Annotated in this window: 24 protein-coding genes; 18 read left to right on the top strand and 6 right to left on the bottom strand. The window is 53.1% G+C overall.

The features are described 5' to 3' along the window. Positions 1 to 144: 144 nt before the first annotated feature. Both AC27K1_RS11085 and AC27K1_RS11080 read left to right on the top strand, forming a co-directional pair. On the top strand, positions 145 to 1,152 hold the full coding sequence (locus AC27K1_RS11085; protein WP_487150578.1) for an amino acid ABC transporter substrate-binding protein: 1,008 nt from the start codon (positions 145 to 147) through the stop codon (positions 1,150 to 1,152). A 101-nt stretch (positions 1,153 to 1,253) separates the two neighbouring features. Continuing rightward, positions 1,254 to 2,306 carry an amino acid ABC transporter substrate-binding protein gene (locus AC27K1_RS11080; RefSeq protein WP_487150576.1) on the top strand — a complete coding sequence of 351 codons (1,053 nt, stop codon included), beginning with the start codon at positions 1,254 to 1,256 and terminating at the stop codon, positions 2,304 to 2,306. Positions 2,307 to 2,340: 34 nt separating this feature from the next. Here AC27K1_RS11080 and AC27K1_RS11075 read toward each other — a convergent pair whose 3' ends face one another. Beyond that, positions 2,341 to 2,550, bottom strand: a complete 210-nt coding sequence (locus AC27K1_RS11075) for a hypothetical protein (protein WP_487150574.1) — start codon at positions 2,548 to 2,550, stop codon at positions 2,341 to 2,343. Between the two features lie 51 nt (positions 2,551 to 2,601). Here AC27K1_RS11075 and AC27K1_RS11070 point away from each other — a divergent pair, with 51 nt between their 5' ends. The 4 genes from AC27K1_RS11070 (at position 2,602) to AC27K1_RS11055 (ending at position 6,354) form a co-directional block, all read left to right on the top strand. Continuing rightward, a complete protein-coding gene (locus tag AC27K1_RS11070; RefSeq protein WP_487150572.1) occupies positions 2,602 to 3,786 on the top strand; it encodes an amino acid ABC transporter permease in 1,185 nt (394 codons plus the stop codon). Positions 3,787 to 3,788: 2 nt separating this feature from the next. Then, entirely contained in the window at positions 3,789 to 4,889 is a 1,101-nt protein-coding gene (locus AC27K1_RS11065; RefSeq protein WP_487150571.1) for an amino acid ABC transporter permease, read from the top strand. 44 nt (positions 4,890 to 4,933) lie between these two features. Next, a complete protein-coding gene (locus AC27K1_RS11060; protein ID WP_487150569.1) occupies positions 4,934 to 5,704 on the top strand; it encodes an amino acid ABC transporter ATP-binding protein in 771 nt (256 codons plus the stop codon). 119 nt (positions 5,705 to 5,823) lie between these two features. After that, the gene (locus AC27K1_RS11055; RefSeq protein ID WP_487150567.1) at positions 5,824 to 6,354 is read left to right on the top strand and encodes a TIGR00645 family protein; all 531 of its coding nucleotides are present in this window, start codon (positions 5,824 to 5,826) and stop codon (positions 6,352 to 6,354) included. Between the two features lie 173 nt (positions 6,355 to 6,527). On the opposite strand, the gene AC27K1_RS11050 is transcribed toward AC27K1_RS11055, so the two are convergent. Continuing rightward, positions 6,528 to 7,466: a lysophospholipid acyltransferase family protein gene (locus tag AC27K1_RS11050; protein WP_487150565.1), complete on the bottom strand. Its 939-nt coding sequence runs from the start codon at positions 7,464 to 7,466 to the stop codon at positions 6,528 to 6,530. A gap of 449 nt (positions 7,467 to 7,915) precedes the next feature. Here AC27K1_RS11050 and AC27K1_RS11045 point away from each other — a divergent pair, with 449 nt between their 5' ends. Next, positions 7,916 to 8,527: a trimeric intracellular cation channel family protein gene (locus tag AC27K1_RS11045; protein ID WP_487150563.1), complete on the top strand. Its 612-nt coding sequence runs from the start codon at positions 7,916 to 7,918 to the stop codon at positions 8,525 to 8,527. A gap of 376 nt (positions 8,528 to 8,903) precedes the next feature. After that, the gene (locus AC27K1_RS11040; protein WP_487150562.1) at positions 8,904 to 10,280 is read left to right on the top strand and encodes an OmpP1/FadL family transporter; all 1,377 of its coding nucleotides are present in this window, start codon (positions 8,904 to 8,906) and stop codon (positions 10,278 to 10,280) included. 112 nt (positions 10,281 to 10,392) lie between these two features. On the opposite strand, the gene AC27K1_RS11035 is transcribed toward AC27K1_RS11040, so the two are convergent. Then, positions 10,393 to 10,557 (bottom strand): hypothetical protein, encoded by a 165-nt coding sequence (locus AC27K1_RS11035; RefSeq protein ID WP_487150560.1) that lies wholly within the window; start codon positions 10,555 to 10,557, stop codon positions 10,393 to 10,395. A gap of 372 nt (positions 10,558 to 10,929) precedes the next feature. Here AC27K1_RS11035 and AC27K1_RS11030 point away from each other — a divergent pair, with 372 nt between their 5' ends. Both AC27K1_RS11030 and AC27K1_RS11025 read left to right on the top strand, forming a co-directional pair. Then, entirely contained in the window at positions 10,930 to 12,252 is a 1,323-nt protein-coding gene (locus AC27K1_RS11030) for an OmpP1/FadL family transporter (RefSeq protein ID WP_487150559.1), read from the top strand. Positions 12,253 to 12,367: 115 nt separating this feature from the next. Further along, positions 12,368 to 12,811, top strand: coding sequence for a flavodoxin (locus tag AC27K1_RS11025; RefSeq protein WP_487150558.1), 444 nt, complete (start codon positions 12,368 to 12,370; stop codon positions 12,809 to 12,811). 60 nt (positions 12,812 to 12,871) lie between these two features. Here AC27K1_RS11025 and yaaA read toward each other — a convergent pair whose 3' ends face one another. Both yaaA and sodC read right to left on the bottom strand, forming a co-directional pair. Continuing rightward, complete coding sequence (yaaA, locus tag AC27K1_RS11020; protein ID WP_487150557.1) at positions 12,872 to 13,645, bottom strand: peroxide stress protein YaaA; 774 nt, start codon at positions 13,643 to 13,645, stop codon at positions 12,872 to 12,874. 131 nt (positions 13,646 to 13,776) lie between these two features. After that, the gene (gene sodC / locus AC27K1_RS11015) at positions 13,777 to 14,310 is read right to left on the bottom strand and encodes a superoxide dismutase [Cu-Zn] SodC (RefSeq protein ID WP_487150556.1); all 534 of its coding nucleotides are present in this window, start codon (positions 14,308 to 14,310) and stop codon (positions 13,777 to 13,779) included. A gap of 213 nt (positions 14,311 to 14,523) precedes the next feature. Between sodC and AC27K1_RS11010 the strand changes: the two genes are divergently transcribed. The 8 genes from AC27K1_RS11010 (at position 14,524) to AC27K1_RS10975 (ending at position 23,535) form a co-directional block, all read left to right on the top strand. Beyond that, positions 14,524 to 15,894: an anaerobic C4-dicarboxylate transporter gene (locus AC27K1_RS11010; protein WP_487150555.1), complete on the top strand. Its 1,371-nt coding sequence runs from the start codon at positions 14,524 to 14,526 to the stop codon at positions 15,892 to 15,894. Between the two features lie 150 nt (positions 15,895 to 16,044). Next, positions 16,045 to 16,773 carry a hypothetical protein gene (locus AC27K1_RS11005; RefSeq protein ID WP_487150553.1) on the top strand — a complete coding sequence of 243 codons (729 nt, stop codon included), beginning with the start codon at positions 16,045 to 16,047 and terminating at the stop codon, positions 16,771 to 16,773. Position 16,774: 1 nt separating this feature from the next. Further along, on the top strand, positions 16,775 to 17,467 hold the full coding sequence (locus AC27K1_RS11000) for an RDD family protein (RefSeq protein WP_487150551.1): 693 nt from the start codon (positions 16,775 to 16,777) through the stop codon (positions 17,465 to 17,467). Continuing rightward, entirely contained in the window at positions 17,464 to 18,459 is a 996-nt protein-coding gene (locus tag AC27K1_RS10995; protein WP_487150550.1) for a stage II sporulation protein M, read from the top strand. The genes AC27K1_RS11000 and AC27K1_RS10995 overlap by 4 nt, the downstream gene beginning before the upstream one ends. Then, positions 18,440 to 19,990, top strand: coding sequence for a DUF4129 domain-containing protein (locus AC27K1_RS10990; protein ID WP_487150548.1), 1,551 nt, complete (start codon positions 18,440 to 18,442; stop codon positions 19,988 to 19,990). The genes AC27K1_RS10995 and AC27K1_RS10990 overlap by 20 nt, the downstream gene beginning before the upstream one ends. Then, on the top strand, positions 19,983 to 21,221 hold the full coding sequence (locus AC27K1_RS10985; RefSeq protein ID WP_487150546.1) for a DUF4350 domain-containing protein: 1,239 nt from the start codon (positions 19,983 to 19,985) through the stop codon (positions 21,219 to 21,221). The genes AC27K1_RS10990 and AC27K1_RS10985 overlap by 8 nt, the downstream gene beginning before the upstream one ends. After that, entirely contained in the window at positions 21,218 to 22,207 is a 990-nt protein-coding gene (locus AC27K1_RS10980; RefSeq protein WP_487150544.1) for an AAA family ATPase, read from the top strand. Before AC27K1_RS10985 ends, AC27K1_RS10980 begins: the two co-directional genes overlap by 4 nt. Beyond that, a complete protein-coding gene (locus AC27K1_RS10975) occupies positions 22,204 to 23,535 on the top strand; it encodes a DUF58 domain-containing protein (protein ID WP_487150542.1) in 1,332 nt (443 codons plus the stop codon). The genes AC27K1_RS10980 and AC27K1_RS10975 overlap by 4 nt, the downstream gene beginning before the upstream one ends. An 18-nt stretch (positions 23,536 to 23,553) precedes the next feature. Here the strand turns inward: AC27K1_RS10975 and truC are convergent, their stop codons facing one another. Next, positions 23,554 to 24,318: a tRNA pseudouridine(65) synthase TruC gene (gene truC / locus AC27K1_RS10970; RefSeq protein WP_487150540.1), complete on the bottom strand. Its 765-nt coding sequence runs from the start codon at positions 24,316 to 24,318 to the stop codon at positions 23,554 to 23,556. Positions 24,319 to 24,521 lie beyond the last annotated feature (203 nt).

Raw genomic sequence — 24,521 nt, 5'->3', positions numbered from 1 at the left:
GTGTAACACAGCTGTTTGGGATTATATCCCGGCACTTTCAGTGGGAAATGCGGGTGAAGTCATCCGTTGTCCGTTGCTTAATGGCAGCAATAAACGCTATGGTTGCTGCAGTTCAGGATCAAATAACAATAAAGATAACCGGTCATGAAACCGTTCTGGTATCGCGTCACAATTCTGGTTCTTTTGGCCTTTGCGCCGCACACTGCATGGGCTGGCACACTGGCCGCCGTCAAGGAGCGAGGCTTTCTTCGCTGTGGTGTCCATCCGGGCCTGCCGGGATTTTCCTCCCGTAATGACCAGGGCCAGTGGCAGGGATTTGATATCGATTTTTGTCGCGCTGTCGCTGCAGCGGTTTTCAGGGATGCCAAAGCCGTTCGCTTTGTTCCCCTGGAGCCGCAGGAGCGCTTTACCGCATTACAAACCGGTGCGATTGACCTGCTTTCCCGTAATACCACCTGGACACTGTCCCGCGATACGTCGCTGGGACTCGATTTTGCAGGTGTGAGTTATCACGACGGGCAGGGTTTCCTGGTCTGGAAAAAGCAGCGCATTCGTCGCGTCACTGAACTCGATGACGCCTCAATCTGTGTCATTGCCGGCACTACCACGGAACTCAACCTGGCAGACTGGTTCAAGCAGCACAGGCAGTCTTACCGTCCTGTCGTTATGAAAAACTACGATGCCGTTGCCCGCGCGTTCAGGGAGGGGCGTTGTGATGTGGTGACGTCAGACCAGTCTCAGCTATACGCCCTTCGCCTGAGACTGGAAAAGCCCATGGATGCCATCGTACTGCCTGATATGATCTCCAAGGAACCCTTGGGGCCGGTGGTCAGGCAGGGCGATGACCAATGGTTCAATATTGTGCGCTGGACACTGGCGGCGCTGATTAATGGTGAAGAGTTAGGGCTGACTCGCAACAGCATCACCCGGCCCCCGCGAGGTCCGGCGGTTGAACGTTTTCTTGAAATGCCGTTACCGGCAAAAAGCATGGGGTTGCCGAAGGACTGGACAGTGCAGGTGATCGGGCAGGTCGGTAACTATGGCGAAATATTTGAACAAAACCTGGGTATTCTCTCACCGCTGTTGATGGATCGAAGCCTCAATGCGCTATGGCGGGATGGGGGGATTTTATACGCGCCGCCGTTCCGGTAAGGTAGCGGAAAGGTCATTGCGCAACATGATGTCTGGCCTGTAACTTGCATTACGGACTTGCTGAAAAAAACAACAAACAAGAAAAACCACAGGAATGGGACATGAAAGCAAACACTGATCATTCACCCGTCAGGAGCCGCCGTCGTTCATGGCTGGCAGGTGCGGCCCTTGCCCTGGGCGCTGTTTCCTCCATGGCCATGGGTGCCACGACACTGGAGAGCGTGAAAGAGCGCGGCTACCTGCAGTGTGGTGTGAATACCGGTCTGCCCGGTTTTTCGGCACCGGATGAAAAAGGCAACTGGTCAGGCCTGGATGTGGAAGTCTGTCAGTCCATCGCGGCTGCCGTACTGGGCGACAAGAGCAAGGTACGTTACACCCCCCTGACATCAAAGGAACGTTTCACGGCGCTGCAGTCCGGTGAGATTGATGTGTTGTCCCGTAACACGACCTGGACCCAAACCCGTGACAATACGCTGGGTCTGCATTTTGCCGGTGTTGCCTACTATGATGGCCAGGGGTTCATGGTGAGCAAAAGCCTGAGTGTAAAAAGTGTCCGTGAACTCGACGGTGCGGCCGTGTGTGTACTTTCCGGCAGTACGACAGAGCTGAACCTGGCAGATTACTTCCGTCACCACGGCATGGAATATCAGGCGGTTAACTACGACACCGCTGACCAGACCGTCAAAGGTTTTGAGTCCGGCCGCTGTGATGTACTGACCGCCGACCAGTCCGGCCTTTATGGTCAGCGTCTGCGCCTGGCAAAACCGGATCATGCGGTTGTCCTGCCAGAAGTCATTTCCAAGGAGCCATTGGGGCCCGTGGTACGCCAGGGCGACGATCAGTGGCTCAATATCGTGAAATGGACCCTCTTCGCGCTGGTCAATGCCGAGGAACTCGGTATCAATTCCATGAATGTCGATAAAATGCAGACGTCCAGTAATCCGGCTGTTGCACGGTTTATGGGCTCCGATGGCCCCGCCGGCAAAGGACTTGGGTTATCTGACGACTGGGCTTACCAGATCGTCAAACAGGTCGGGAATTACAGCGAGATTTTTGATCGTAATGTTGGCGATAAATCACCCCTGAGAGTGGCCCGTGGCATTAATGCGCTATGGAACCAGGGCGGGATTCTTTATGCGCCGCCTTTCCGGTAAGGGATGATGGACGGGTGAGCATGCCCTGGGCTGGTTACCGGGAGGCAGCCGGCGACGGTATCTCTCTTTCGCTCGCGCCGAAGGGCCTTCCTGGCCCTGCGGCGCTACCGCGGCCTCCCTGCCGCTGCTGCAGAAAGATACCGTCGCCGGCTGCAGCAACGGCGTCGTTGTTGTTGAGCTTTTCCTGGTCACGTGCATAAAAAAGAATCATGGGGTTTCGGGCCGGACTCTGTATCTCTGGCATTAACTCTGTTCGGATTAACATGGGTTGCTGTTATAAAAAGAAGGGGCTGGAATGGGTGGAAACGCTTCCCGCAGTCAGGTAAAAACCCGTTTCTGGAATGATCCCGATAAACGCGCTTTGCTGTTTCAGGTGATTGTTGCAGCTGTCGTTGCTTTCCTGGTTATCGTGATTGTTGATAATACCGTAACCAATCTTGAAAAACGTGGGATAACAACCGGTTTTGATTTCCTGGATCAATCCGCAGGTTTTGGGATTACGCAAACCCTGATTGAATTTGATGAATCCCATAGTTTTGGTCGTACATTTATTGTTGGCCTGCTTAATACCATTCTGGTGTCTATTCTTGGCATTCTTTTGTCAACTGTCGTGGGTTTTCTTGTTGGTGTCGGGCGATTGTCGGGTAACTGGCTGGTGTCCCGTCTCTGCGGCGTTTTTATTGAAATATTTCGTAATATTCCGGTGCTGCTGCAGATTATGTTCTGGTATTTCGCGGTACTGCGAATCCTGCCGCCACCCAGGCAAAGCCTTTCGCTGGGGGAAAGTGTTTTTCTCAACGTCCGCGGATTGTATGTGCCTGCGCCGTTGTTGCAGTCGGGGGCTGCCTGGTTGGGGGTAGCCCTGTTGCTGGCTGTTGTGAGTATTATCCTGCTGGTGTTCTGGAACCGGCAACGTCAACGCCGGACCGGGCGAACATTGCCTGTAGCCATGGTGTCAATCGGAATACTGTTGGTTTTCCCGGCACTGGCCATGCTGTTTGGTCACAATATGGTGGTCTGGGAATATCCGGTTCTGAAAGGCTTCAACTTCCGTGGTGGTATAACCGTATTACCGGAATTGACGGCATTGTTGCTGGGGCTTGTTTTTTATACGGCGTCGTATATTGCAGAAAATGTCCGTTCCGGCATTGAAGCGGTCAACAAGGGGCAAACGGAAGCCGCGCATGCCCTGGGTCTCTCCCGGGGGCGCACATTGCGGCTGGTGATCATACCCCAGGCGATGCGGGTCATTATTCCACCGCTCTCTACCCATTACATGAACCTCATCAAGAACTCTTCCCTGGCAACCGCCATTGGGTACCCGGACATGGTCAGCGTGTTTATGGGAACCACGTTGAATCAAACCGGACAGGCGATAGAAATCATCGGTATGACCATGGCCGTCTATCTCACCATGAGCCTGCTGGTTTCGCTGTTGATGAACCTTTACAACCGGAAAATGGCGCTGGTGGAGAAGTAAGCATGAGGGTGAATGACAAATCATTGCCGGATCGGCCTGCACCCGTTGCCCGCAGGGGAGTGCCCGGCTGGTTGAGGGAAAATCTCTTTGACGGGCCGGTGAATACATTGCTGACGTTGGCCGGACTGGCGTTTCTCTGGTTCACGTTGGCGCCATTTGTTCAATGGGCTGTTCTTAGTGCGGACTGGCTGGGTGACAGCCGTACAGACTGTGACAGCGGCGGCGCCTGCTGGGTGTTTATTGGTTCACGGCTGCAGCAGTTTATCTATGGTTTTTATCCTGACAGCGAGCTCTGGCGGGTCAACCTGTTTTTCGTACAGCTTGCCGTTGTGATCGTCTGGGTGCTATGGGATCGCATGCCGGCCCGGCAGTGGGGCGCTCTCTGGTTTCTTACCGGGTTTCCGATCAGTTCATGGTGGCTGCTCTATGGTGGCCCCGGATTTACCGTTGTAGAAACCCATTACTGGGGCGGCCTGATGCTGACCCTGGTGCTGGCGCTTGTCGGCATGGTCTTTGCGCTGCCTGCCGGGATCTTGCTGGCGCTCGGGCGTCGCAGCAATATGCCGTTGATTCGTGCGTTATCTGTCGTGTTTATTGAAGTCTGGCGTGGTGTGCCCCTGATTACCATCCTCTTTATGGCGTCGGTGATGTTGCCGCTGTTTGTGCCCGAGGACATTGATCTCAACAAACTGGTCAGGGCCATGATTGGCATTATCCTGTTTGAGGCGGCATTGCTGGCGGAAGTGATCCGTGGCGGTATGCAGGCGATTCCCAGGGGGCAGTATGAAGCGGCGGCCGCCATTGGTCTTGGCTACTGGCGAAGCATGGGATTGGTGGTTATGCCGCAGGTGCTGAAGATTTGTATCCCCGGCATCGTGAATACCTTTGTTGCGCTATTTAAAGACACCAGCCTGGTATTGATCATTGGTCTGTTTGATTTGCTGGCGATTGTACAGGCAGGGCTGAATGACCCTGAATGGCTTGGGTATGCCTCGGAGGGCTATCTGTTTGCGGGTTTTGTTTTCTGGGCTTTCTGCTTTGGCATGTCCCGTTACAGCCTGGCGCTGGAACGAAAACTGGATACCGGTCATAAGAACAGCTGACGGCCACAGGTTTAATCAGAATAACAATGGGTGGGGGTGTCTCAATGGATACAACAGGGTCACAGGTTGAGTCAAAGTCTGAGCTTGTCATCGAACTGGATAACGTTAACAAATGGTACGGTGATTTCCATGTGCTTAAAGATATCAACCTGACCGTACGACGGGGAGAACGGATTGTTATCTGTGGGCCATCCGGCTCAGGGAAATCGACGATGATCCGCTGCATAAACCGGCTGGAAGAGCACCAGGAAGGAGATATCACCGTTGGCGGCGTCCCACTGACCAACGACCTTAAGAATATTGAACATATCCGCAAGGATGTGGGGATGGTGTTTCAGCATTTTAACCTGTTTCCCCATCTGACGGTTCGTGAGAATTGCACACTGGGTCTTGTATGGGTACACAAAATGCCCAAAAAGGAGGCGGATGTCATCGCGATGAAATATCTCGAACGTGTCCGGATCCCCGACCAGGCCGATAAATACCCGGGTCAGTTATCCGGCGGGCAGCAGCAACGTGTAGCCATAGCCCGCAGTCTGTGTATGAATCCACGGGTCATGCTGTTTGATGAACCCACCTCTGCGCTTGATCCGGAAATGATCAAGGAAGTGCTTGATGTCATGGTCGAACTGGCAGAAGAGGGCATGACGATGCTTTGTGTCACCCACGAGATGGGCTTTGCCAAGACGGTGGCTGACCGGGTGATCTTCATGGATGGTGGTCAGATCATTGAAGAGAACGATCCGGACAGGTTCTTCAACCATCCACAGTCTGAACGGACCAAACTGTTCCTCGGGCAGATATTGAGTCATTGAACCTGTTGCCGCGCTGTCTTGCCTGAACGTGGACTGAATGGCTGTCCGGTTTTCCTGTTTTTTCAGTATTTCATCGGGTATTTTATCCCCCACCAGTTCAGGTTTTCTGGTGGGGGATTATGATAGAGAAGTTTTTTGATACCTGTATCTACGCGGCGCGCTGGCTTCTGGCGCCACTTTACCTCGGCTTGTCGCTGATTCTGCTGGCGATCCTGATCAAGTTTTTCCAGGACGTGTGGCTCCTGTACTCACACCTGCTGGAACTGCCTGAACGTGACCTGATTCTCCATATCCTTGGCATGGTCGACCTGGTGCTGGTCAGTGGACTGGCCTTGATGGTGATGTTCAGCGGGTATGAGAATTTCGTCTCGCGCCTGGATGTCGGAGAGTCTGAGCGTGAAAAACTTTCCTGGCTGGGCAAGATGGATGCAGACTCCCTGAAAGCGAAGCTGGCGACTTCCATCGTGGCCATCTCTTCCATTCACCTGCTGCGGGTGTTTATGAATGCCAGCAATACGCCGAGCGAAGAAATCATGTGGTATGTCATCGTACACCTGACGTTTGTCGTTTCAGCGGTGGGTATGGCGTTTCAGGAGCGTCTGCTGAAGCGGGCCAAAAAGCAGGACAGCATGATTATTCACAAGGCCTGAGTTTTCGAGTCGTTTGGGAGGGACGGGTATGCCGGCATCGGCCATACCCGTTTTACGCCCGTGTCGACGGTCTGTCCTGACCGGCGACACTACCGCGGCATCCCTGCCGCTGCTGCAAACGGGTATGGCCGATGCCCGCTTGCAAGTTCCGGGTGTGACGTCGTTTTTTATCGTTATGTGGCAACATCCGTCCGGGCTTTCTCGGCCTTGCGGTGTTTGCGCTTGAAACGGTAGAGCTTTTTCTTGCCTGCCGGACGTGTCTTGAACCGGGCGTAGTTCCATTGATACAGCGCCGGACACTCGTTAATGCACTCTTCAATGGAGGCGTTCATTGCGGTGGCGGCAATGGCCGGGTCCTTATCCCTGATAGCGTCAGGCGCTGGCTTGATAACCACTTCATAACCGCCGTTGTCACTCCGTCTGGCGTACATGCTGAGCAATGCCGCGGGATGTGTAGTGGCAAGATTGTTCACCAGTTTGCCAGTCCATGCCTGCTCGCCAAAGAATGGGGCAAAAACACCACTCTTGGGGCCAGGTTCCTGGTCCGGCAGAACGGCAACAACGGCTTTTTCCCGTAATACGCGATGCAGGGTTTTGACACCGGTAACATTCGCGGGTATCAGGCCAACCTTGACACGGCTGCGTGAACGATAGATCCACCGGTCAAGCGCCTTGATCTTGGCCGGTTTGTACATGGCATACATATACAGGTGATGGCGCAGGAAATGGTTGAGAATCTCCCATGTGCCATGATGCGGCAGAATCAGAATAATTCCCTGTTTTTCGTCGAGCGCTTTTTGCAGGTGTTCCATGCCGGTCACGCGGGTGATCAGGCGATCGACTTTTTCCAGTGGCCAGAACCAGGTCATGCCAGCTTCGAACAGGGTTTTTCCGGATTCGATCATGCTTTGCCTGACCAGTGCTTCGCTTTCGGTTGCGCTGAGATGGTGATAGCACAGCTGGATATTGGTCCGGCTGATTTTTGTCCGGCGATTGTTGCGTCGCCAGCTCAGCCAGCCAAAACCGGCGCCAATGGCATGGGCCACGGAAAGCGGCAGCCATCCAATCACGCGGGCAATGCCCATGGCCAGGTAGATCAGAAGGGTTTTCAAACAGTCGTTCCTCAATGAGCAGGCGTCAGGGTCATGGTTTTGCTAAATCCAACATAGCATGCGGAGGTATGTTATACACGGCTTCCAGGTCTTGCGGGGGCTTCATTGTAAAACAGCCCTTTCACGCAGGTGACGAAGATCATGCCCAGCTCGCGCTACACGGACGGATCACAGGCTTCATGGGCGGCAGAGGCGCTGTTTCACGGGTCCGGCGCGCCGCTCCCGATGATCCATCAGCGATTGCCAAAGACGTTGACCATGCATGCGAAGTCCGGAATCATACGACGCTGTCATAGTTACCTCGTTATTGTTATAGCAATCACGGGTGACACGGTCATGCCTGATGGGGAGTGGCGGGACAAGCCAGGGCATTATTAATACCCGCAATAAAGCAATATTCCGTAAAACCGGACGATTTTACAATCCCGGCGAACCACAAGGGGGGCAAAATGACACTCTATGCGCTGGATTTGTTTGGTACGGCGGTATTTGCCATCTCCGGTGTGCTGCTGGCCTGCCGGAGTAATATGGATTTTTTCGGTGCCCTGGTGCTGGCGTTTGTCACCGCGGTGGGTGGAGGGACGATCCGCGATGCGCTGCTGGGCAGTACGCCGGTCTTCTGGATTCAGAATACGCATTACCTCTGGGTGATTCTGGCCGCCGTTATCCTGGGGCTGGCAACGTTGAGCTGGATGGCGCGTATCCACCGTATCCTGCAGATTTTTGATGCGCTTGGGCTGGCAGTTTTCAGTATTGCGGGTGCACAAAAGGCCCTGGCTTTCGGAGCCGAGCCGGTGGTTGCCATCATCATGGGGGTGCTGACCGGCGCTGGCGGTGGGGCAATCCGCGATATGCTGGCGGGACAAGTGCCTATGGTCTTGAAGCAGGAAGAACTCTATGCAACGCCTGCAATTTTTGGTTGCCTCATTTATCTCCTGTTACTGTCATGGTCCGTTAACCCGACGCTGGCGACAGTCATTGCCGGTATCCTGATATTTTCCACGCGAATGCTCTCCGTCATACGAAAGATTGCCCTTCCGCGTATCGCGTTACCCGGTTGATCAACGGTTTCATCGTGGTTCCTTTTCTCTCGTCAGTTATTGATTGAGAGGGGAGAGGAATCACGGTTAATACGGCAATTTGTGAGTGTTATTCCTACCCGGTAGTACTTTGGTTTTGCTTTGTTTCTTTTTGTTGCCGCTATCTTTTTGGAGCGTATGTAAGGGTTACGCAAACACCACAAAGACCCCGGTGACAGCCCGCCTTGGCAGACAGTAGACTGCCGCCGTCAAAATGCAGAAAACGCAGTAATCACGCTCGTATCCGCATTAAAAATACAGGCATCTCTCGCAAATGGGTCAATGGGCTGCGAGAAGTTCGCCGAGCACAATCCGTACTTCACACAACACAAATTCTGGTGAATGACCAGGGGGTAGCATGAACTTCAGGCCGTATCCGGGCAAACTGTCTTTGGTGTCGCTGGCTGTCAGCGCGTGTATTGCTAGTGGCGTTGCGCAGGGCGCGGGCTTTGCGTTGAATGAGCTGTCTGCCAGTGCGGCGGGTACTGCGAATGCCGGTCGTGCGGCCAGTGTTGAAGATGCTTCTATTCAATCTTCTAACCCAGCGGGTATTGCGTTTCTAGATCAGGCTCAATGGACCTTTGGTGGCGCCTTGGTTATGCCAAAGGCGGACTTGAAAAATGTTTCTGGTAAGCGTGATCCAATGATTGGTGCTCCTTTAGATGCAGATGCAGGTGATGGCGGTGACATCATGAGCCCGGCGTTTGTACCTTCAGCTTACTTTGCGACACCAATTAATGAAAAGTGGTCTTATGGTCTGGCAATGTACGTTCCCTTTGCCTCAGCCACAGATTACGATGATAATTTTGCTGGGAAATACCTTGCGACAAAAACAGAACTGACAAGTATCAATCTTCAGCAAACTCTTTCATATAAATTCAGTGATGATCTTGCCGTAGGTGTTGGCCTTTTCGCATCGCATCTGGAGGGGACACTTGGAAACTGGAGATCAATAACAGGTGAATCTGTTATATTACCAAATGAGCTGGAAAATATTAGTCTTGCTTCAGAAATGGCAGGTGACGACTGGAGCTGGGGGTGGAATGTAGGTTTACTGTGGAAAGCTACGTCTCGCACAACGGTAGGTATGTCTTATACATCAAAAGTTGATTTTACCGTTGAAGGTGATTTGGAAGTTACTGGGCAAGCTATTCCGGAAATTCCTGGTTTGTTCCCTGGGTTCGGTGGATATGATAAAGCGGCAGGCCACCTGGATGTAACACTCCCTGATAAGTTTGAAATTGGTATAACACACCAGTTAGATGATCGCTGGACATTAATGGCTGGAGCCTTATGGACTGGCTGGAGCACCTTTGATGAAATCAATGCGATTGCAGATGAAGATTTGTTGGTTTACGAGCCAGGTGATGTTGTATCTCATGTACCTGAAAACTGGAATGATAGTTGGGCATGGTCAGTAGGTGCCTCATATAAGTACAATCAAAACTGGACGTTTAAGACAGGCTATGCTTACGATAATTCGCCAGTTAGTAATGTAGATCGCACAGCTCGTATACCCGATGTCGATCGTGAATGGCTGACAATCGGTGCCAAGTATCAGCCCAATGCTGATTACACCATTGATATGGCGTATGGATACATGCTTAAAAATACAGCCAAAGTTGATGAGTATGAGCATGATCCGGAAACTGGTGATAAAACTGGAACCAACTTCAAGGGTGAGTATGAAATGAGCGCTCACGTCCTGATGGTCTCCCTGACTCGCCGCTTCTAATAGCCCACTGAGTCCCGAAATATCCCCACACCCGGTTGTGGGGATATTTTTATCCGCCGTTTCCCCATCAATTTCAAAAGACGTGACAAAACATCACGCCCGCCATTAACCCTCAATTCAGCGTCATCTCGCTCCAGTCTTCAACGGCCAGGTTCTCAACCCGCTTAAACTCCCTGAGATTATTGGTCACCCGCGTAAAACCACCGGCGCGGGCATGGGCGCCAATCATCAGGTCGCTGGGCCTATCAGCCGTCCTTCCATTTTTAATGTTTCCCATAAATCGCCATATTCGGTAGCGGCTGACACGTCAAAGGGCGCCACGGACACACTCCCGATCAGCGCGTTCACTGACTGATCCACAGCCTCTTTCCGAAGAAGCCGGTAGTGCATGCACGCCGCGACGCAGCTCCAGCGCCGTGATGGCGGAAATCGTCAGGTTGGCGGCATGCTTCAGGCCTCCTGTCAGCGCGCCCCTCCATGTATAGCCGACAATCGAACATAAGGTTCAAACCATTTTCAAGTGGCAAGCCGTATCGGCGACATCGCCCGATAATGGGAAACTTCCCCAAAAACGTGACAGAACCGCATTCCCCAACTAAATAAACAAGCATTTCAAAGTCAGGCTATACGCCTTTGCGTGGGGATAGTGATGAATTCCGGGTGGTTTGATGATGCAGTGAAAGGCGGGCTCTTGCTCATTGGCAGTTGTGTGGCGGGCAATGTCATCGCTGCGGGCTTTTCCCTCAATGAGACCTCGGCGGGGGCTGCCGGCACGGCCTATGCCGGGCGGGCGGCGAATCCGGAGGATGCGTCGATCATGGTGGCGAATCCTGCCGGCATCGCTTTTCTGGATCACGCCCAGTTTACCCTCGGCGCGGGACTGATCGCGCCTGACGGCGAGTATACGCGTGCGGAAGGTAAGGACGGCGGCGGTCAACCCGTTACGGGGCCCGACCGTGGCGACTTCATCAGTCCGCAGGGCGTGCCGTTTGGTTTTGTCAGCCGACCGGTGAATGACGAGGTGAGCGTCGGCCTGGGTTTCCACGTACCCTACGCCGCCCTGACGGAATATGACGGGGATTTTGTCGGTCGCTACCTGGCCCTGAAGACCGAAATTGTCACGCTGAACCTGCAACCCACCGTTTCCTGGAAGCTCTGTGAAGACCTGGCGGTTGGCTTTGGCCTGGTGGTGTCTTACCTGGAAGGGGAGCTGACGCAGGTCAAGGGCATAGAGCAGGGCGATTTAAACGCCCGCTCCAAAATGACCGGGGATGACTGGGGGTTTGGCTGGAATGTCGGCATGTTATGGCAACCGACGGACGCCACTACCATCGGAATAGCCTATACCGCGGATATTGACTACAAGATTGAAGGCAAGTTGAAACTCAATGGCGCCCTGCCGCTACCAACACCGGGGCCTGTGAGTCAGGAAGTTGATGGGCATATCAAATTAACGCTGCCTGAAAAACTGGAGATCAGCGGCACCCACAGGCTGGATGATCACTGGATGCTGATGGCGGGCGCGGTCTGGACCCGCTGGAGCCGGTTCGATGAAATCAAGGCGATTGACGAAAGTGGCCCATTGGCCGGGAAACCCGGCGGCGTCGCATCCTACACCCCGGAAAACTGGAGCGATGTCTGGGCCTGGTCTATCGGCGCCGCTTATCGCTACAGCCAGGCATGGTTACTGAGAGCCGGGTACGGCTACGACAAATCGCCGGTCGGCACCGCGTGGCGCACCATGCGGATACCGGATGTTGACCGCGAATGGCTGACCATTGGCGCCCGTTATCAGCCAGCGCCGGACTATACCCTGGATCTGGCCTACGGCCATATGTTCAAAAAGAATGTCAATGTCAACGAGCATGAATATGAACCCAATGGCGTGATAAACGAGAAAGGCGCATCTTATAAAGCCAAGTACAAGGTGAGCGCCAATGTACTGGTCGTATCCCTGACGCATCGACTGTAAAGCGAAACTGACATTACGGTTCTTCAGTGTCGGGGGGCTCTGTTATACACTGCCCTGCAGGAGCGGGGAGTAGACCAGGTTCCTGCAGGAATAGTCAGAAAAAAACAGGGTAAAAATGGCAATCATCAAGCTACTGACAGGCAGTGTCTATGGAACGGCGGAAGCTGTTGCCACAGACGTTAAGGCAGCCCTGGAGCAGGCCGGGCATACGGTGATCAAGGCTGAGGGAATGGATGCGGTACTCAGGGATGGCGCTGACGCCGTTCTGGTTTGCACGTCAACCACGGGGCAGGGGGATCTGCCGGACAATCTGCAACCGGTATACCTTGAGTTAAAAGAGCGGTTTCCTCTGTTGGGTCACCTGGTTTACGGCATTATCGCACTGGGTGACAGTTCTTATGGTGATACCTATTGTGGCGGTGGAAAACAGATGGATGAACTGCTGGCAGAGCTGACGGCTAAACGGGTATCTGAGCCATTGATGATTGATGCCTGTGAAACCGCATCACCGGAAGAAATTGCCGTACCCTGGGCCATTGAATGGGCCAGCCAGCTGTAAGAAAGGCAGGTTAAGTTATATACGCGCTGGCGTTAAAGGCCGGCGCGTTTCCCGGTATCTTCAGGCTTCATCCCGGGTAAAGACCCACTCATTACCCTGGCTCATATCGGCACTAAAGGCGTAGCCTTCGTAATCAAACCCCTTCAGGTCTTCGACTCGGGTAATCTTGTTGTCGATAATGTAGCGAACCATTAATCCCCGCGCTTTCTTCGCATAGAAACTGATGATTTTGTACTGGCCGTTTTTCAAATCCTTGAAAACCGGGGTGAACACTTCACCATCGAACGCGGCGGGTTTGACAGCCTTGAAGTATTCATTGGAGGCGAGATTGACCAGCACATTATCCGTTTGCTGCTGCACCTCCTGGTTGAGTTTTTCCGTGATACGGTTGCCCCAGAAAGTGTAGAGATCCTTGCCACGGGTATTCGCAAAACGGGTACCCATTTCCAGGCGGTAGGCCTGCATCAGGTCCAGTGGTCGTAGCAACCCATAAAGGCCGGACAGTATCCGCAGATGATTCTGGGCAAACGCAAAGTCGTCAGCGGAAAGCGTCTCGGCATCCAACCCTGTATAGACATCACCCTTGAAAGCCAACACGGCCTGCTTGGCGTTTTCGGGTGAAAATGGCGTTTGCCAGGCTTCAAACCGTGCGGCGTTGAGACCGGCCAGTTTGTCGCTGATGCTCATCAGGTTGGCGATATCAGCCGGGCTCAAAGTGCGCAGCTGGTTGATCAGTTCAGCGGAATCGGTCAGGAAATCCGGTGTTGTGTAATCGGTGGTGACCGGCGGGGTGTCATAATCCAGGGTTTTGGCGGGCGAAATGACAATAAGCATAAGCGGTATCCGGGGTTATGGTGCTTTAGTACGGGATTGTAAACCAGCACTGGTCTTCCAGCTATCCACACCCGGATTGAAATGCTTTATCAGGCTGATAGTGTGACTAACCAAACGGTTATATGACCAGGTTACCGAATCACGCCGCACAGCATCCGCGCGCCGCCACCGCCCAGGGGAGAGGGTTTGTCGGCGTAGTTGTCACCGCCAACGTGTACCATCAGTGCGTGACCGGTGATTTCCCGGATGCGTTTGAGGCGTGGAGCCAGAACACTGTAATCCGCAATCCCCTGCGGGCTGACGACCAGCGCCGGAAGATCGCCGCGATGGCCGTTACCGTAGGGGCCTTCATGGGAGCCACTGTTGTCAGGATCAAAATGCCCCCCGGCTGCACCGGCCGGAATGGTTTTACCCTCTTTTTCGCTGGGCCCGCAATTTGGATTTTCATGGATATGGAAACCATGATACCCGCTGGGTAAATCCGTAAGAGCCGGCTGGAACAAAAGCCCGTAGGGTGTTTCAACAATACTGACAGTGCCTGCTTCAGCGGCAGTACCCTGCTCATTCACGTTATATAAGGTTACGAGGGTTTCAGCAGCCATCAGGGGATTGAAGAACAATAAAGCTATGACGCTGAGAATCTGAAAGGTGTTCCGGTTGCTCATGTGCACGTTAACCACGGGATAAATAACATGTAATTATAGACAGGGATTTGTTAGAAAAAGTTTCACTGACCGTGTGTGGATAAAACAGGGAAACGCAATGTGACCCATGGTAACCGTTAGATCTGTAAGGTTTTGATGACTGTCAACACAGTGTCAGGTTGATCAGCGCACAATAACGGCCCTTCGCAAGCCGGTTCACAGGGAGCATCCGGGATGTTCATTTTGAACCGGCTTTTTCTTTCTCAAGGGATATTGGGGGTTAGTGTGCTTGTTCTGCAGTTTCTTTTCCTGTTGCTGATGCTTTACCTGGGCAGCAGGAAAGGCGGTATTGGCCTGGGTGTGGTATCGGGTATTGGACTGGTCATCGAGGTGTTTGTTTTCAGGATGCCTCCGACGTCGCCGCCGGTGAGTGTCATGTTGATCATCATGGCTGTCGTTACCTGTGCCGCCATACTGGAGGCTGCGGGCGGACTCAAGTATATGCTGCAGGTGGCGGAACGGATTCTCCGGAATAATCCCAGACACATCACGCTGCTGGGACCGCTGGTGGCCTACACCATGACGCTGATGCTGGGAACCGGTCATGCTGTTTATTCGGTTATGCCGATCATCGGTGATGTGGCGCTGAAAAACGGCATTCGCCCGGAGCGTCCCATGGCTGCGTCGTCTATCGCTTCGCAGATGGGGATCACGGCAAGCCCGATTTCTGCGGCAGTGGTTTATTACCTGGCTCAAATGTCGGGTGTGGATGGTTCCATCACGCTGCTGACGATTCTGAGCGTGTTAATGCCCGCAACGTTGTGCGGTGTACTGGTACTTTCTATTTACAGTATGCGACGCGGGTTGGAACTGGAGAATGATCCTGAATACCAGCGTCGTATGCAGGATCCGCTCTGGCGCGACAAGATCCTCTCAACCACCTCAACGACACTGGATGAGACATTGCCCGCATCAGCACGACATGCCGTGCTGCTCTTTTTGGCGGCCCTGGGCAGTATTGTGGTGATTGCCATGTTCCCCGAAGTGCGGACGATTAACGGTCATGCCATCAGTATGTCGGTGATTATCCAGATGATGATGCTGGCATTTGGCGGCTTGATTCTCCTGGGAACGGATACGCCGGTTGCCCGTGTGCCGGAAGGCGTTGTGTTCAAATCCGGTATGGTGGCGGCGATTGCCATCTACGGTATCGCCTGGATGAGCGATACCTATTTCCAGTATGCCATGCCCTCTTTCAAGGCGGGTATCACGGAGATGGTGCATGCGTATCCCTGGACGATCGCATTGGCTATGTTCACCGTATCGGTTGTGATCAACAGCCAGGCGGCGACAGCGCGGATGATGTTGCCGGTTGCGATGGGGATGGGGTTGCCGCCGCAGTTGTTGATCGGGATTATGCCATCAGTCTATGGTTACTTTTTTATTCCCAATTATCCGTCAGACATTGCAACCTGCAATTTTGATGTCACCGGAACGACGCGTATCGGGAAATATTATTTTAACCACAGCTTTATGGCGCCGGGTCTGATTGGCGTCATTGTGGCCTGTTCGATAGGTTACCTGTTGGCAGGCATGGTGATGTAATCCGGGTGCTAAAGCCGGTTCCTTTCATGGCATGGAGGGAACAGGATAATGCTGGCGATGTTCTTGTTGATGGTTCCCCAAGTCGTTATCCTTGTGCTGATTTGATTTTGCCAACCATTCATAACTGATAAAGATGCAGAAGGAATCAGCATGTCGTCCATTTATGAAGCGCCGGAGTCTGATCTCAGCCGACAGCCTGACATAGAGGGGCACGGCTCCCTGGAAAAAGGTGTCGCGGGCGAATATGCCTTTTCCATTGGTGAAACCCTCGGTGAAGCCTGGGCGAAAACCCGTGGCGCCAAATGGACGTTGCTCCTGGCGATGGCGATTTATTTCATCATTTACTTTATCGCGATGCTGGTTATCTCGGTTGTCACTGCCCTGTTGCCCGCCAGCGTGGGGGTGGGGATTGTTACCCAGCTGGCGTTGATGGCTGTCAGTACGCCCCTATGGGCAGGGCTGTATATGATGGGCGTGCGTCGTGCAGTCGATGCACCGATACAGGCGGGTCAGGTGCTGTCTTGCTTCACCTGTACATTGCCGCTGCTGTTGTTAAGCATCGTGACGACCCTCCTGGTTTTGCTCGGCCTGGTATTGTTCGTGCTGCCGGGTATTTACCTGGCGGTTGCTTACCTGCTTGCCGTGCCTTTGATGGTGGATAAAAACCTGGGCTTCTGGCAGGCGCTGGAAGCCTCCAGGAAAGCCATCACCAAACGGTGGTTCTCTGTGTTTGGGCTGATGCTGGTGCTGCTGCTGATCAATCTTGTTGCGATGATTCCGCTGGGAATTGGTCTGATCTGGACCGCGCCCATGTCGGTGATTGCATTCGGGGTTTTATACCGGAATATTTTCGGCTGCAGCAGCCAGACGCCTGCCTGATATGCGCCAGCTGCTGGATACCACCTGTCGGGTGGAAACCCCTGAGTCTATTGACCTTCAGGCTGAAGTCGCGGGGGTTGTTCCCCGTGCACTGGCCTTTGCCCTGGATCTGTTGTTTCGATTCATCATTGTCATTGCTGTTTTGATCGCTCTTTCATTGGCAGGGCAGACGGGAACAGGCTTGTTTCTGGTGGTGCTGTTTCTGCTCGAATGGTTTTACCCTGTCGTTTTTGAAGTCTGTCGTGGCGGGCAGACACCGGGGAAAAAAGCGTTTGGGCTGGTCGTCGTCAATGATGACCTCACGCCTGTGGCGTTGGGACCGTCTGTTATTCGAAACCTGCTGAGAAGTGTCGATTTCTTACCGTTTCTCTATTGTGCCGGAGTCGTCAGCCTGGTCTTGACCCGTCGCTTTCAACGGCTGGGGGATTTGGCCGCAGGAACACTGGTTGTCTATCGGCCTGCGGAAAAAGCACAGGGGGAATTACCGGATTGTCGGCCGGTGCCCCCATCAAGATCCCTGGATATGGATGAGCAGGTTGCCCTGATGAGCTTTGCGAGGCGTCATGCTTCACTGAGTCCTGCCCGGCAAGAGGAATTGGCTAATATTCTGCTGGGCGTTACACACGATGATAAAGAAGACAGTGTTGCCAGGCTTCAGGGTATGGGGTTGTGGTTATCGGGTAAACGGCAGTGAAACAGCAGGATTTTGAAACACGGTATAACCCCGGTTGGGTGACCCTGGAAAACTGGATGACCCGGACTGGCGGCAAAACGTCACCAAAGGGGTCGAAAGAGACTATTTCGGCTGAACAGGTTGTGCCGTTGTATCGCCAGCTTTGTCATCATTGTGCGTTAGCACGCTCCAGGGGTTATAGCCCTGAACTGGTCGGGCGGCTGAACCGGCTGGCGCTGGAATTGCATCATGTGCTGTATCAACACCCTCAGCGTTTACGGCATCAGATAGTCCATTTCCTGTTCCTGGGGTTTCCCGAGGCCTTACGCGCCAATGCCCGGTTAATTGGTTTGTCGGCTGCCTTTTTTCTTCTGCCCGGGCTGGCCATGTTTATGGGTTGCCTGGTCAATAATGAACTGATTTATACCTTGATGCCGCCTGAAGATGTCTGGCACTTTGAGACTATCTATGATCCGGCGAATTCTGTCTTGGGGCGTGAACGGGCCTCCGATACTGATCTCTATATGTTTGGTTATTACATCAAGAACAATATTGGTATCAGTTTCCAGGTTTTTGCGGGTGGGCTGTTGTTTGGCCTCGGCAGTCTGTTTTACCTGGTTTATAACGGTCTGGCGATTGGTGGTGTCGCGGGCCATATAGCCCATTTGGGTTTTGGTGAAACCTTTTTCCCGTTTGTTGTTGGTCATGGTGCGTTTGAACTGACAGCCATCGTATTCAGTGGCGCCGCCGGTCTGCGTTTGGGTTTGGCGTTGATTGACCCCGGACCATACCGGCGGTTGACGGCTCTGCGCCTTGCTGCCAGGGAGGCTGTGTGGCTGATTTATGGCACAACACTGATGTTGTTGCTGGCAGCCTTCCTTGAAGCCTTCTGGTCTTCCAGCGCCACCATTCCCTCTTCGGTTAAGTATGCGGTGGGCGCCGTTTTCTGGATGATGGTTTTTCTGTATTCATTGTCAGCAGCATGGAGGCAGCGTGGATCTCGGTCAGCTTAGTATTCGTCCGCGACTGCGTAGTCGTTATGAGGCCATGGATCTGGGCTTTGTCCTCGCCAGGCAATGGTGGCGCGCCCTTTTTCTGGCCTGGTTGATCCCGAGCGGTGTCCTGTTTCTGGTCGCCAGTCTTCTGGTCGGGGAGCGTCAATGGCTTGCACTGTTGCTGGTCTGGTGGTTCAAACCCCTGTGGGATTGCGCGCCACTGTATATTGGCAGTCGTCTGCTGTTTGGTGAAACCGTCACAGCCCGTGCCGGGATAAGGGCAATGCCTGGGATGTTAAGGGCCGACGGGTTTGCCTGGTTGACCTGGCGACGCTTCAGTCCGGGGCGTTCATTTGTCATGCCTGTGACTGCCCTTGAGAAACTGACCGGTAAACGTCGGCGACAGCGTATAGGCGTGCTGGATCAACGGGAGGGTGGCAGCTCAGCCTGGTTAACCATCGTTTGCGCGCATATGGAAGCCATTTTCTCAATGGGGTTTGCATTTCTTCTGTTGTCGTTTCTTCCCGGCAGTGTCGGGTTTGAGTGGTACAGCTCCGATGCCCCCCTGTGGTGGTTAATTGTGACGAATCTGCTGGGGTGGCTTGTCATGTCGCTGGTGGCGCCCTTTTACACCATGGCAGGTTTTGCGCTGTACATTAATCGGCGCATTGAGTTGGAAGGCTGGGATATCGAGATTCGTTTTCGGGCGATGGCCCAGCGCTTTGATGAGACAAAGCGCGCGAAAGGCCCGGCAACACTGAGAGGTCTGGCTTTTCTCGCTGCTTCGTTGGTCGCGGCCCTGTACCTGATTACGCCGGAGCCAGCATGGGCTCGTTCATCCATGACGGCTTCATCTTTTCCGCAGCATGAAATTGGGCAAATGGAGTCCCGGGAACTCATTCAGTCCGTTCTGGCAGGAGAGGCTTTTCACCAGCAGGAGACTAAGCGGGGGTGGCGTCTAAAAAACATCACTGAAGAGGAGCCAGAATCGACCAATGATTCGTGGGCTGCCGATTTTTTGCAATGGCTATACGACTGGAGTAATAAACTTCACCCGTTTCAGCAAGGCATGGCGGTTGTGTTGGAGGTGTTGTTATGGATGATACTGGCCATTGTCGTTGTTTATCTGTTGTATTTTTATCGAAAACATTTTGCCAGCCTGCTGACAGTCATTCATTCAGGGACACCAAAGTCACCGGCGCCGGATGTGCTGGCCGGGATGGATGTGCGTCCGGAGAGCCTGCCTGACGATGTGCCGTCTACAGCAGAAACGCTTTGGCATGACGGTGATCACAGGGCGGCCATGGGGCTGCTCTACCGGGCGAGCCTGTCGAGGTTGATACACAGCTTTTCTGTCCCGTTGACCTGTGGGCATACTGAACAGGAGTGTGTGGCTTTAGTGGCTGGTCTCCCGGACCACAGACTGCATGCCTACATGCACAATTTAACGACGGACTGGCAACGTCTTGCGTATGGCCATCAACGAATAGAACAACAACAGTTTGAGGTTTTATGCCAGCAGTGGCGGGAGGTGTTCTGCCGTGGCTAAACGACGGGTGATTATCAGCGTTGTCGTACTGCTGATGGTTTTGGGCGTCTACGGTTTCAAAACCTTCTTTGAACCCTGGGAAAAAACCATTGATCTTGGTTTCAGTCGTGAAGCCCGACTAAATCCTTTTCTTGCGGCAGAGCATTACCTGACACAAATCGGTTATGACGTCCAAAGTCATGACAATGCAGGGATTCTGAATGACTTGTCAGCAGTCTCGACGTTGTTAATCAGTCAGGCTGAAATAGTACGTTCCGAATCTCGCAGTAAACTGCTGGAGGCGTGGTTGTTACAGGGTGGGCATCTGATCGTTGAGGCACCGGAAGCCAGCAGGCTGGAACAACATGTGTTATTGGCGCCCTATGCTATCAGTCGTATTAAACCCGCGACCACTGAACTAAAACCGGATGGGCCGAATCATCCTCCTGCCAATGAGCTGGCTGCGATTATAGAGCAGGCTTCAGACAGTACATCGTTGATTCCTCCGGAACAACTGACCCAGATACTGTTTGAGGATGCTTCTGAACCAGTGGCAGTTCATTTCTCTCCTGATTTCATCCTCGATTATCAAGCTGATCAGCAAGCGAGCGATGCGTCGGTCAACAAACACTTGGCGTTATACCAGGCTGGCAGTGATACCGGCGTACATTTTATTCAGTTTCAGGTTGGAGAAGGTCTCCTGACCATCATCTCGGATAGTGGTATCTGGCATTCAAAGCGGATTGACCAGTTTGATCATGCTTATCTGCTGCATGCATTATCCAGTCGCAGGGTGGGGGATGAACAAACGGTACGCATTGTTCGGGGCACCCGGATGCCACCATTGACAACCATGGTCTGGCAGGCAGCGCCTGAACTGGTGATTGCGACAGGTGTCTTGTTAGTGGCCTGGCTGGTTTACCGGTCACGGCGTTTTGGTGCGGTGCAGGAACCAGACTTTAGTCGGCGACGGGCGATCTCTGAACATATCCGTGCAGCGGCTGATTTTCTCTGGCGTCATCAACGCTATGCGGCCTTGCTGGAACCGCTTCAGCAGGAGATTGTCAAAAAGGCACACCAGCGTTATCCAGATCATCAATCAGACGAAAATAAACTTTATTGTTTTCTGGCGGAAAGAACAGGTTCGACGACAGGGGAAATACGTCTGGCTATGTCTGTTCCCGACAAAATGAATGAAACAGCGTTTGTCCGCCAGGTAGCGCTATTACAAAAAATCAGGGAGTCGTTATGACAGAGAATACGGAACCGGGGACAGAAAGGCATGATGCCCAACCGTTGCTGGAAAAGCTGGGGGGCCTTCGCCAGCGTATCAACCAGGTTGTTATTGGACAGCCGGAAGTCATTGATCAGGTGCTGGTGGCCTTGTTGGCAAAAGGACACGTACTGGTTGAGGGGGTGCCAGGTTTGGGCAAGACACTGTTGGTTCGAACCCTTGCCCGGTCTTTTGATGGTGAGTGCCGGCGAATCCAGTTTACCCCTGACCTGATGCCTGCAGATGTGACCGGGCATGTGCTGTACAACATGAAAGAAGGCGAATTCCGGATTCGGCGCGGGCCTGTATTCACGAACCTGTTACTGGCGGATGAGATTAACCGTTCACCGGCGAAAACCCAGGCAGCACTGCTTGAGGTGATGGAAGAGCATCAGGTGACGATTGAGGGGCGTGCGCAATCGGTACCGGAACCTTTCATGGTTATGGCGACCCAGAATCCGATTGAGCAGGAAGGCACCTATCCCTTGCCGGAAGCGGAGCTGGACCGTTTTCTGCTGAAAGTGTTTATCGGTTATCCGGGTATGGAGGATGAGCTGGCGCTTACCCGTCAGGTGACCGGTATCGAGGAAAACAATCATTCGGATAAGCCATCCGAATCGCTGTTAACTGCCAATGATATGCAGAGGCTTCAGAGTGCTGCATCAAGGGTGTCGGTTGATGATCAGGTGGTAGCCTATGCCGTCAGGCTGGTCAGGGCGACGCGGGAGCGGCCTGTTTTCTCCCGCGGCGCCGGAACCCGGGCCTGCATTGCACTGGTGAAATGCGCACGTGCGTACGCTCTGCTTCACCAGCGCAGTTATGTGCTGCCGGATGATGTCAAAGCGATGGCTATTCCGGTTATGCGACACCGGGTGGCCTTGTCTGTCGATATGGCCATTGAGGGGGTGACTGCCGATTACCTGCTGGCAGAGATGATGGATGATATAGAAGCCCCTCGCCTATGAGACCGTCAAGGAAACTGATAACACTGCTGCTGTGTTGGCTATGTCTGTCTTTTTTCCCCGCACTGGCCCGGTATTTTTTGTCTGTCGGGATGGCAGATGTCGTCATTGCTGCCTGGTGGGGAATGGGGGGCATGATTGCGCTGGCACTGGTGGTTGACCTGGTGCTCAGCCGGCCGGTCAGCCCGTTAATAGTTAAGCGTCAATTGCCAGGCAATCTGTCTGTCGGTGTCGCTAATACTGCTTCTCTTATTTTGGAGAATCCTTCTAAAAGGGAGATACGGTGTACCATCACGGACCAGCTGGCAGAAGGGTTTGTTGCTGATAATTTACCCGTGACGATAGTTCTGAAGGCAGGATATAAAAGAATTATTCACTACCCTGTTTACCCAGGTCTTCGTGGTCTGTTCCATTTAGGGGGCATTGATATACGCATCACCAGTGTCTTGCAGTTATGGGAACTGCGTCAGCAGGCATGTCATGCGCAGGCAGTGAAGGTCTACCCGAATTTCAAACCTGTTCTGGACAGTAGAATACTGACAATGGAACAGCAGCTGGCGAGTATGGGGGCGCATGTTGTCCAGCGTCGTGGGCAGGGGCTGGATTTTCACCAGCTACGTGAATTTCAACAGGGCGATGTTTTGAGGCAGGTTGACTGGCGAGCCAGTGCAAGGCAGGCACGATTGATTTCCCGTGAATACCAGTCCGAAAAAGATCAGGATGTGATCTTCCTGTTGGATTGTGGTCGACGAATGAGAGTTAAAGAAGATGACCGCAGTCATTTTGATCATGCGTTGAATGCAATGCTTGTCACTGCATGGATGGCCCTGCGCCAGGGCGATGCTGTCGGTATGATGAGCATAGCGGGTGCTGAACGCTGGGTGTCACCGTTAAAAGGGCATACCGCCATGAACCTGTTGCTGAACCAGGTTTATGACCTGCACAGTACAACAGAGAACAGCGATTATTTACTGGCTGCTGAACAGTTGATGAGGCGTCATCGCAAGCATGCGCTGGTCGTTATTATCACGAATGTCCGTGACGAGGGGACTGATGACTTGCTGGCGGCTATCCGGCTCTTGTCCGGTAGCCACCAGGTGATGTTAGCCAGCCTGAGGGAAAGGCAGCTTGATCAACTCTTATCTCAACCGGTGCAGTCATTTGACCAGGCATTGGCTTTTTGTGGTACTTCCCGCTATCTCCGGGAACGTCAACAGGCATTGCGGCAGGTCGGTTCCACGGGGGTTGTTATGGCGGATGTTTTACCTGCAATGTTGCCGGTGACTCTGGTTAATCATTATCTCAGTATTAAGGCAAGTGGGGGACTGTAGTCTTTCGGCAGTGTCAGGTTAAGCCTTTTCCAACCATTGCTGTGGGATGCTGTCTTCCCACTGAAAGCGTTTAATGAGTTGTGACATCACCGGATCCAGTGGAGCCTGTATCAGCAGAGGCTCGCCGGTGACAGGGTGGGTTAATTGCATTTCCGTACAGGCCAGTAGCAGTCGCCCGGCTCCCAGCGATTCAGCAAAATAACGATTATGTTTTCCCTTGCCGTGCTTGGCATCGCCAATGATGGGATGGGAGATATGTTTCATATGTCGTCTTATCTGATGTTTGCGACCCGTTTCAGGGTAAGCGACAACGAGTGAATACCGGGACGTTGGATAACGGTCGATACTCACGGGGAGTTCGACGGTATTCAGACGGTGAAAGCGGGTGATTGCTTCCTGGGCGGGTTTATTCTGGTCAGCCCGTTGGTCCGTCATTTTATCCAGCTGCTCTTTTAGCGGATGATCAATAATCCCTTCTTCTGGCGTTATGCCACGAACAATGGCCAGATAGGTTTTTTGTATGGAATGGGACTGGAACTGCTCACCCGCCAGTTTTGCAATGTCCGGGGAAAAAGCGAACAACAGAACACCGGAAGTGGGTTTATCGAGGCGGTGTAAAGGGTAAACCCGTTGGCCAACCTGGTCCCGCACCATTTGCAGGGCAAAGCGGGTTTCATGCCGGTCAATCATGGAGCGGTGTACCAGCAGTCCGCTGGGTTTGTTGATGGCTATCAGGTGATCATCACGAAAGATAACGGGGAGTGGCGTGTCAGGATATATCATTGAGCTGTTTAAAAAGCAGGAAGGTAAATGTTTTTTAGAAAGATTACAAAATATCGAACCATAAGGGTGTGGATATTTATTGATGATCAACAGTCAGGACAGTGACTAACGGCTTTTTGAGCGTGCTATGTTGGTGCCTGGTTATACGTATCGTAATTTGTACGTGTGGAGGCGCTTTTTGAAAAGGGCCTCCACGGATATTA

Source organism: Kistimonas ophiarachnellae (genome assembly GCF_057552235.1).
Note: the sequence above shows the minus strand (reverse complement) of the source record. Positions and strands in the feature narration are given on the sequence as shown.

Coding starts and splice junctions, on each gene's coding strand:
- AC27K1_RS10980 (WP_487150544.1), top strand. CDS start 21,218: ATGACAGAGAATACGGAACCGGGGACAGAAAGGCATGATGCCCAACCG.
- AC27K1_RS11065 (WP_487150571.1), top strand. CDS start 3,789: ATGAGGGTGAATGACAAATCATTGCCGGATCGGCCTGCACCCGTTGCC.
- AC27K1_RS11035 (WP_487150560.1), bottom strand. CDS start 10,557: ATGGGAAACATTAAAAATGGAAGGACGGCTGATAGGCCCAGCGACCTG.
- AC27K1_RS11005 (WP_487150553.1), top strand. CDS start 16,045: ATGTCGTCCATTTATGAAGCGCCGGAGTCTGATCTCAGCCGACAGCCT.
- AC27K1_RS11045 (WP_487150563.1), top strand. CDS start 7,916: ATGACACTCTATGCGCTGGATTTGTTTGGTACGGCGGTATTTGCCATC.
- AC27K1_RS11010 (WP_487150555.1), top strand. CDS start 14,524: ATGTTCATTTTGAACCGGCTTTTTCTTTCTCAAGGGATATTGGGGGTT.
- yaaA (WP_487150557.1), bottom strand. CDS start 13,645: ATGCTTATTGTCATTTCGCCCGCCAAAACCCTGGATTATGACACCCCG.
- AC27K1_RS11070 (WP_487150572.1), top strand. CDS start 2,602: ATGGGTGGAAACGCTTCCCGCAGTCAGGTAAAAACCCGTTTCTGGAAT.
- AC27K1_RS11055 (WP_487150567.1), top strand. CDS start 5,824: ATGATAGAGAAGTTTTTTGATACCTGTATCTACGCGGCGCGCTGGCTT.
- AC27K1_RS11000 (WP_487150551.1), top strand. CDS start 16,775: ATGCGCCAGCTGCTGGATACCACCTGTCGGGTGGAAACCCCTGAGTCT.
- AC27K1_RS11030 (WP_487150559.1), top strand. CDS start 10,930: ATGAATTCCGGGTGGTTTGATGATGCAGTGAAAGGCGGGCTCTTGCTC.
- AC27K1_RS11025 (WP_487150558.1), top strand. CDS start 12,368: ATGGCAATCATCAAGCTACTGACAGGCAGTGTCTATGGAACGGCGGAA.
- AC27K1_RS10975 (WP_487150542.1), top strand. CDS start 22,204: ATGAGACCGTCAAGGAAACTGATAACACTGCTGCTGTGTTGGCTATGT.
- AC27K1_RS11075 (WP_487150574.1), bottom strand. CDS start 2,550: ATGCCAGAGATACAGAGTCCGGCCCGAAACCCCATGATTCTTTTTTAT.
- AC27K1_RS11080 (WP_487150576.1), top strand. CDS start 1,254: ATGAAAGCAAACACTGATCATTCACCCGTCAGGAGCCGCCGTCGTTCA.
- AC27K1_RS11085 (WP_487150578.1), top strand. CDS start 145: ATGAAACCGTTCTGGTATCGCGTCACAATTCTGGTTCTTTTGGCCTTT.
- AC27K1_RS11060 (WP_487150569.1), top strand. CDS start 4,934: ATGGATACAACAGGGTCACAGGTTGAGTCAAAGTCTGAGCTTGTCATC.
- sodC (WP_487150556.1), bottom strand. CDS start 14,310: ATGAGCAACCGGAACACCTTTCAGATTCTCAGCGTCATAGCTTTATTG.
- AC27K1_RS11040 (WP_487150562.1), top strand. CDS start 8,904: ATGAACTTCAGGCCGTATCCGGGCAAACTGTCTTTGGTGTCGCTGGCT.
- truC (WP_487150540.1), bottom strand. CDS start 24,318: ATGATATATCCTGACACGCCACTCCCCGTTATCTTTCGTGATGATCAC.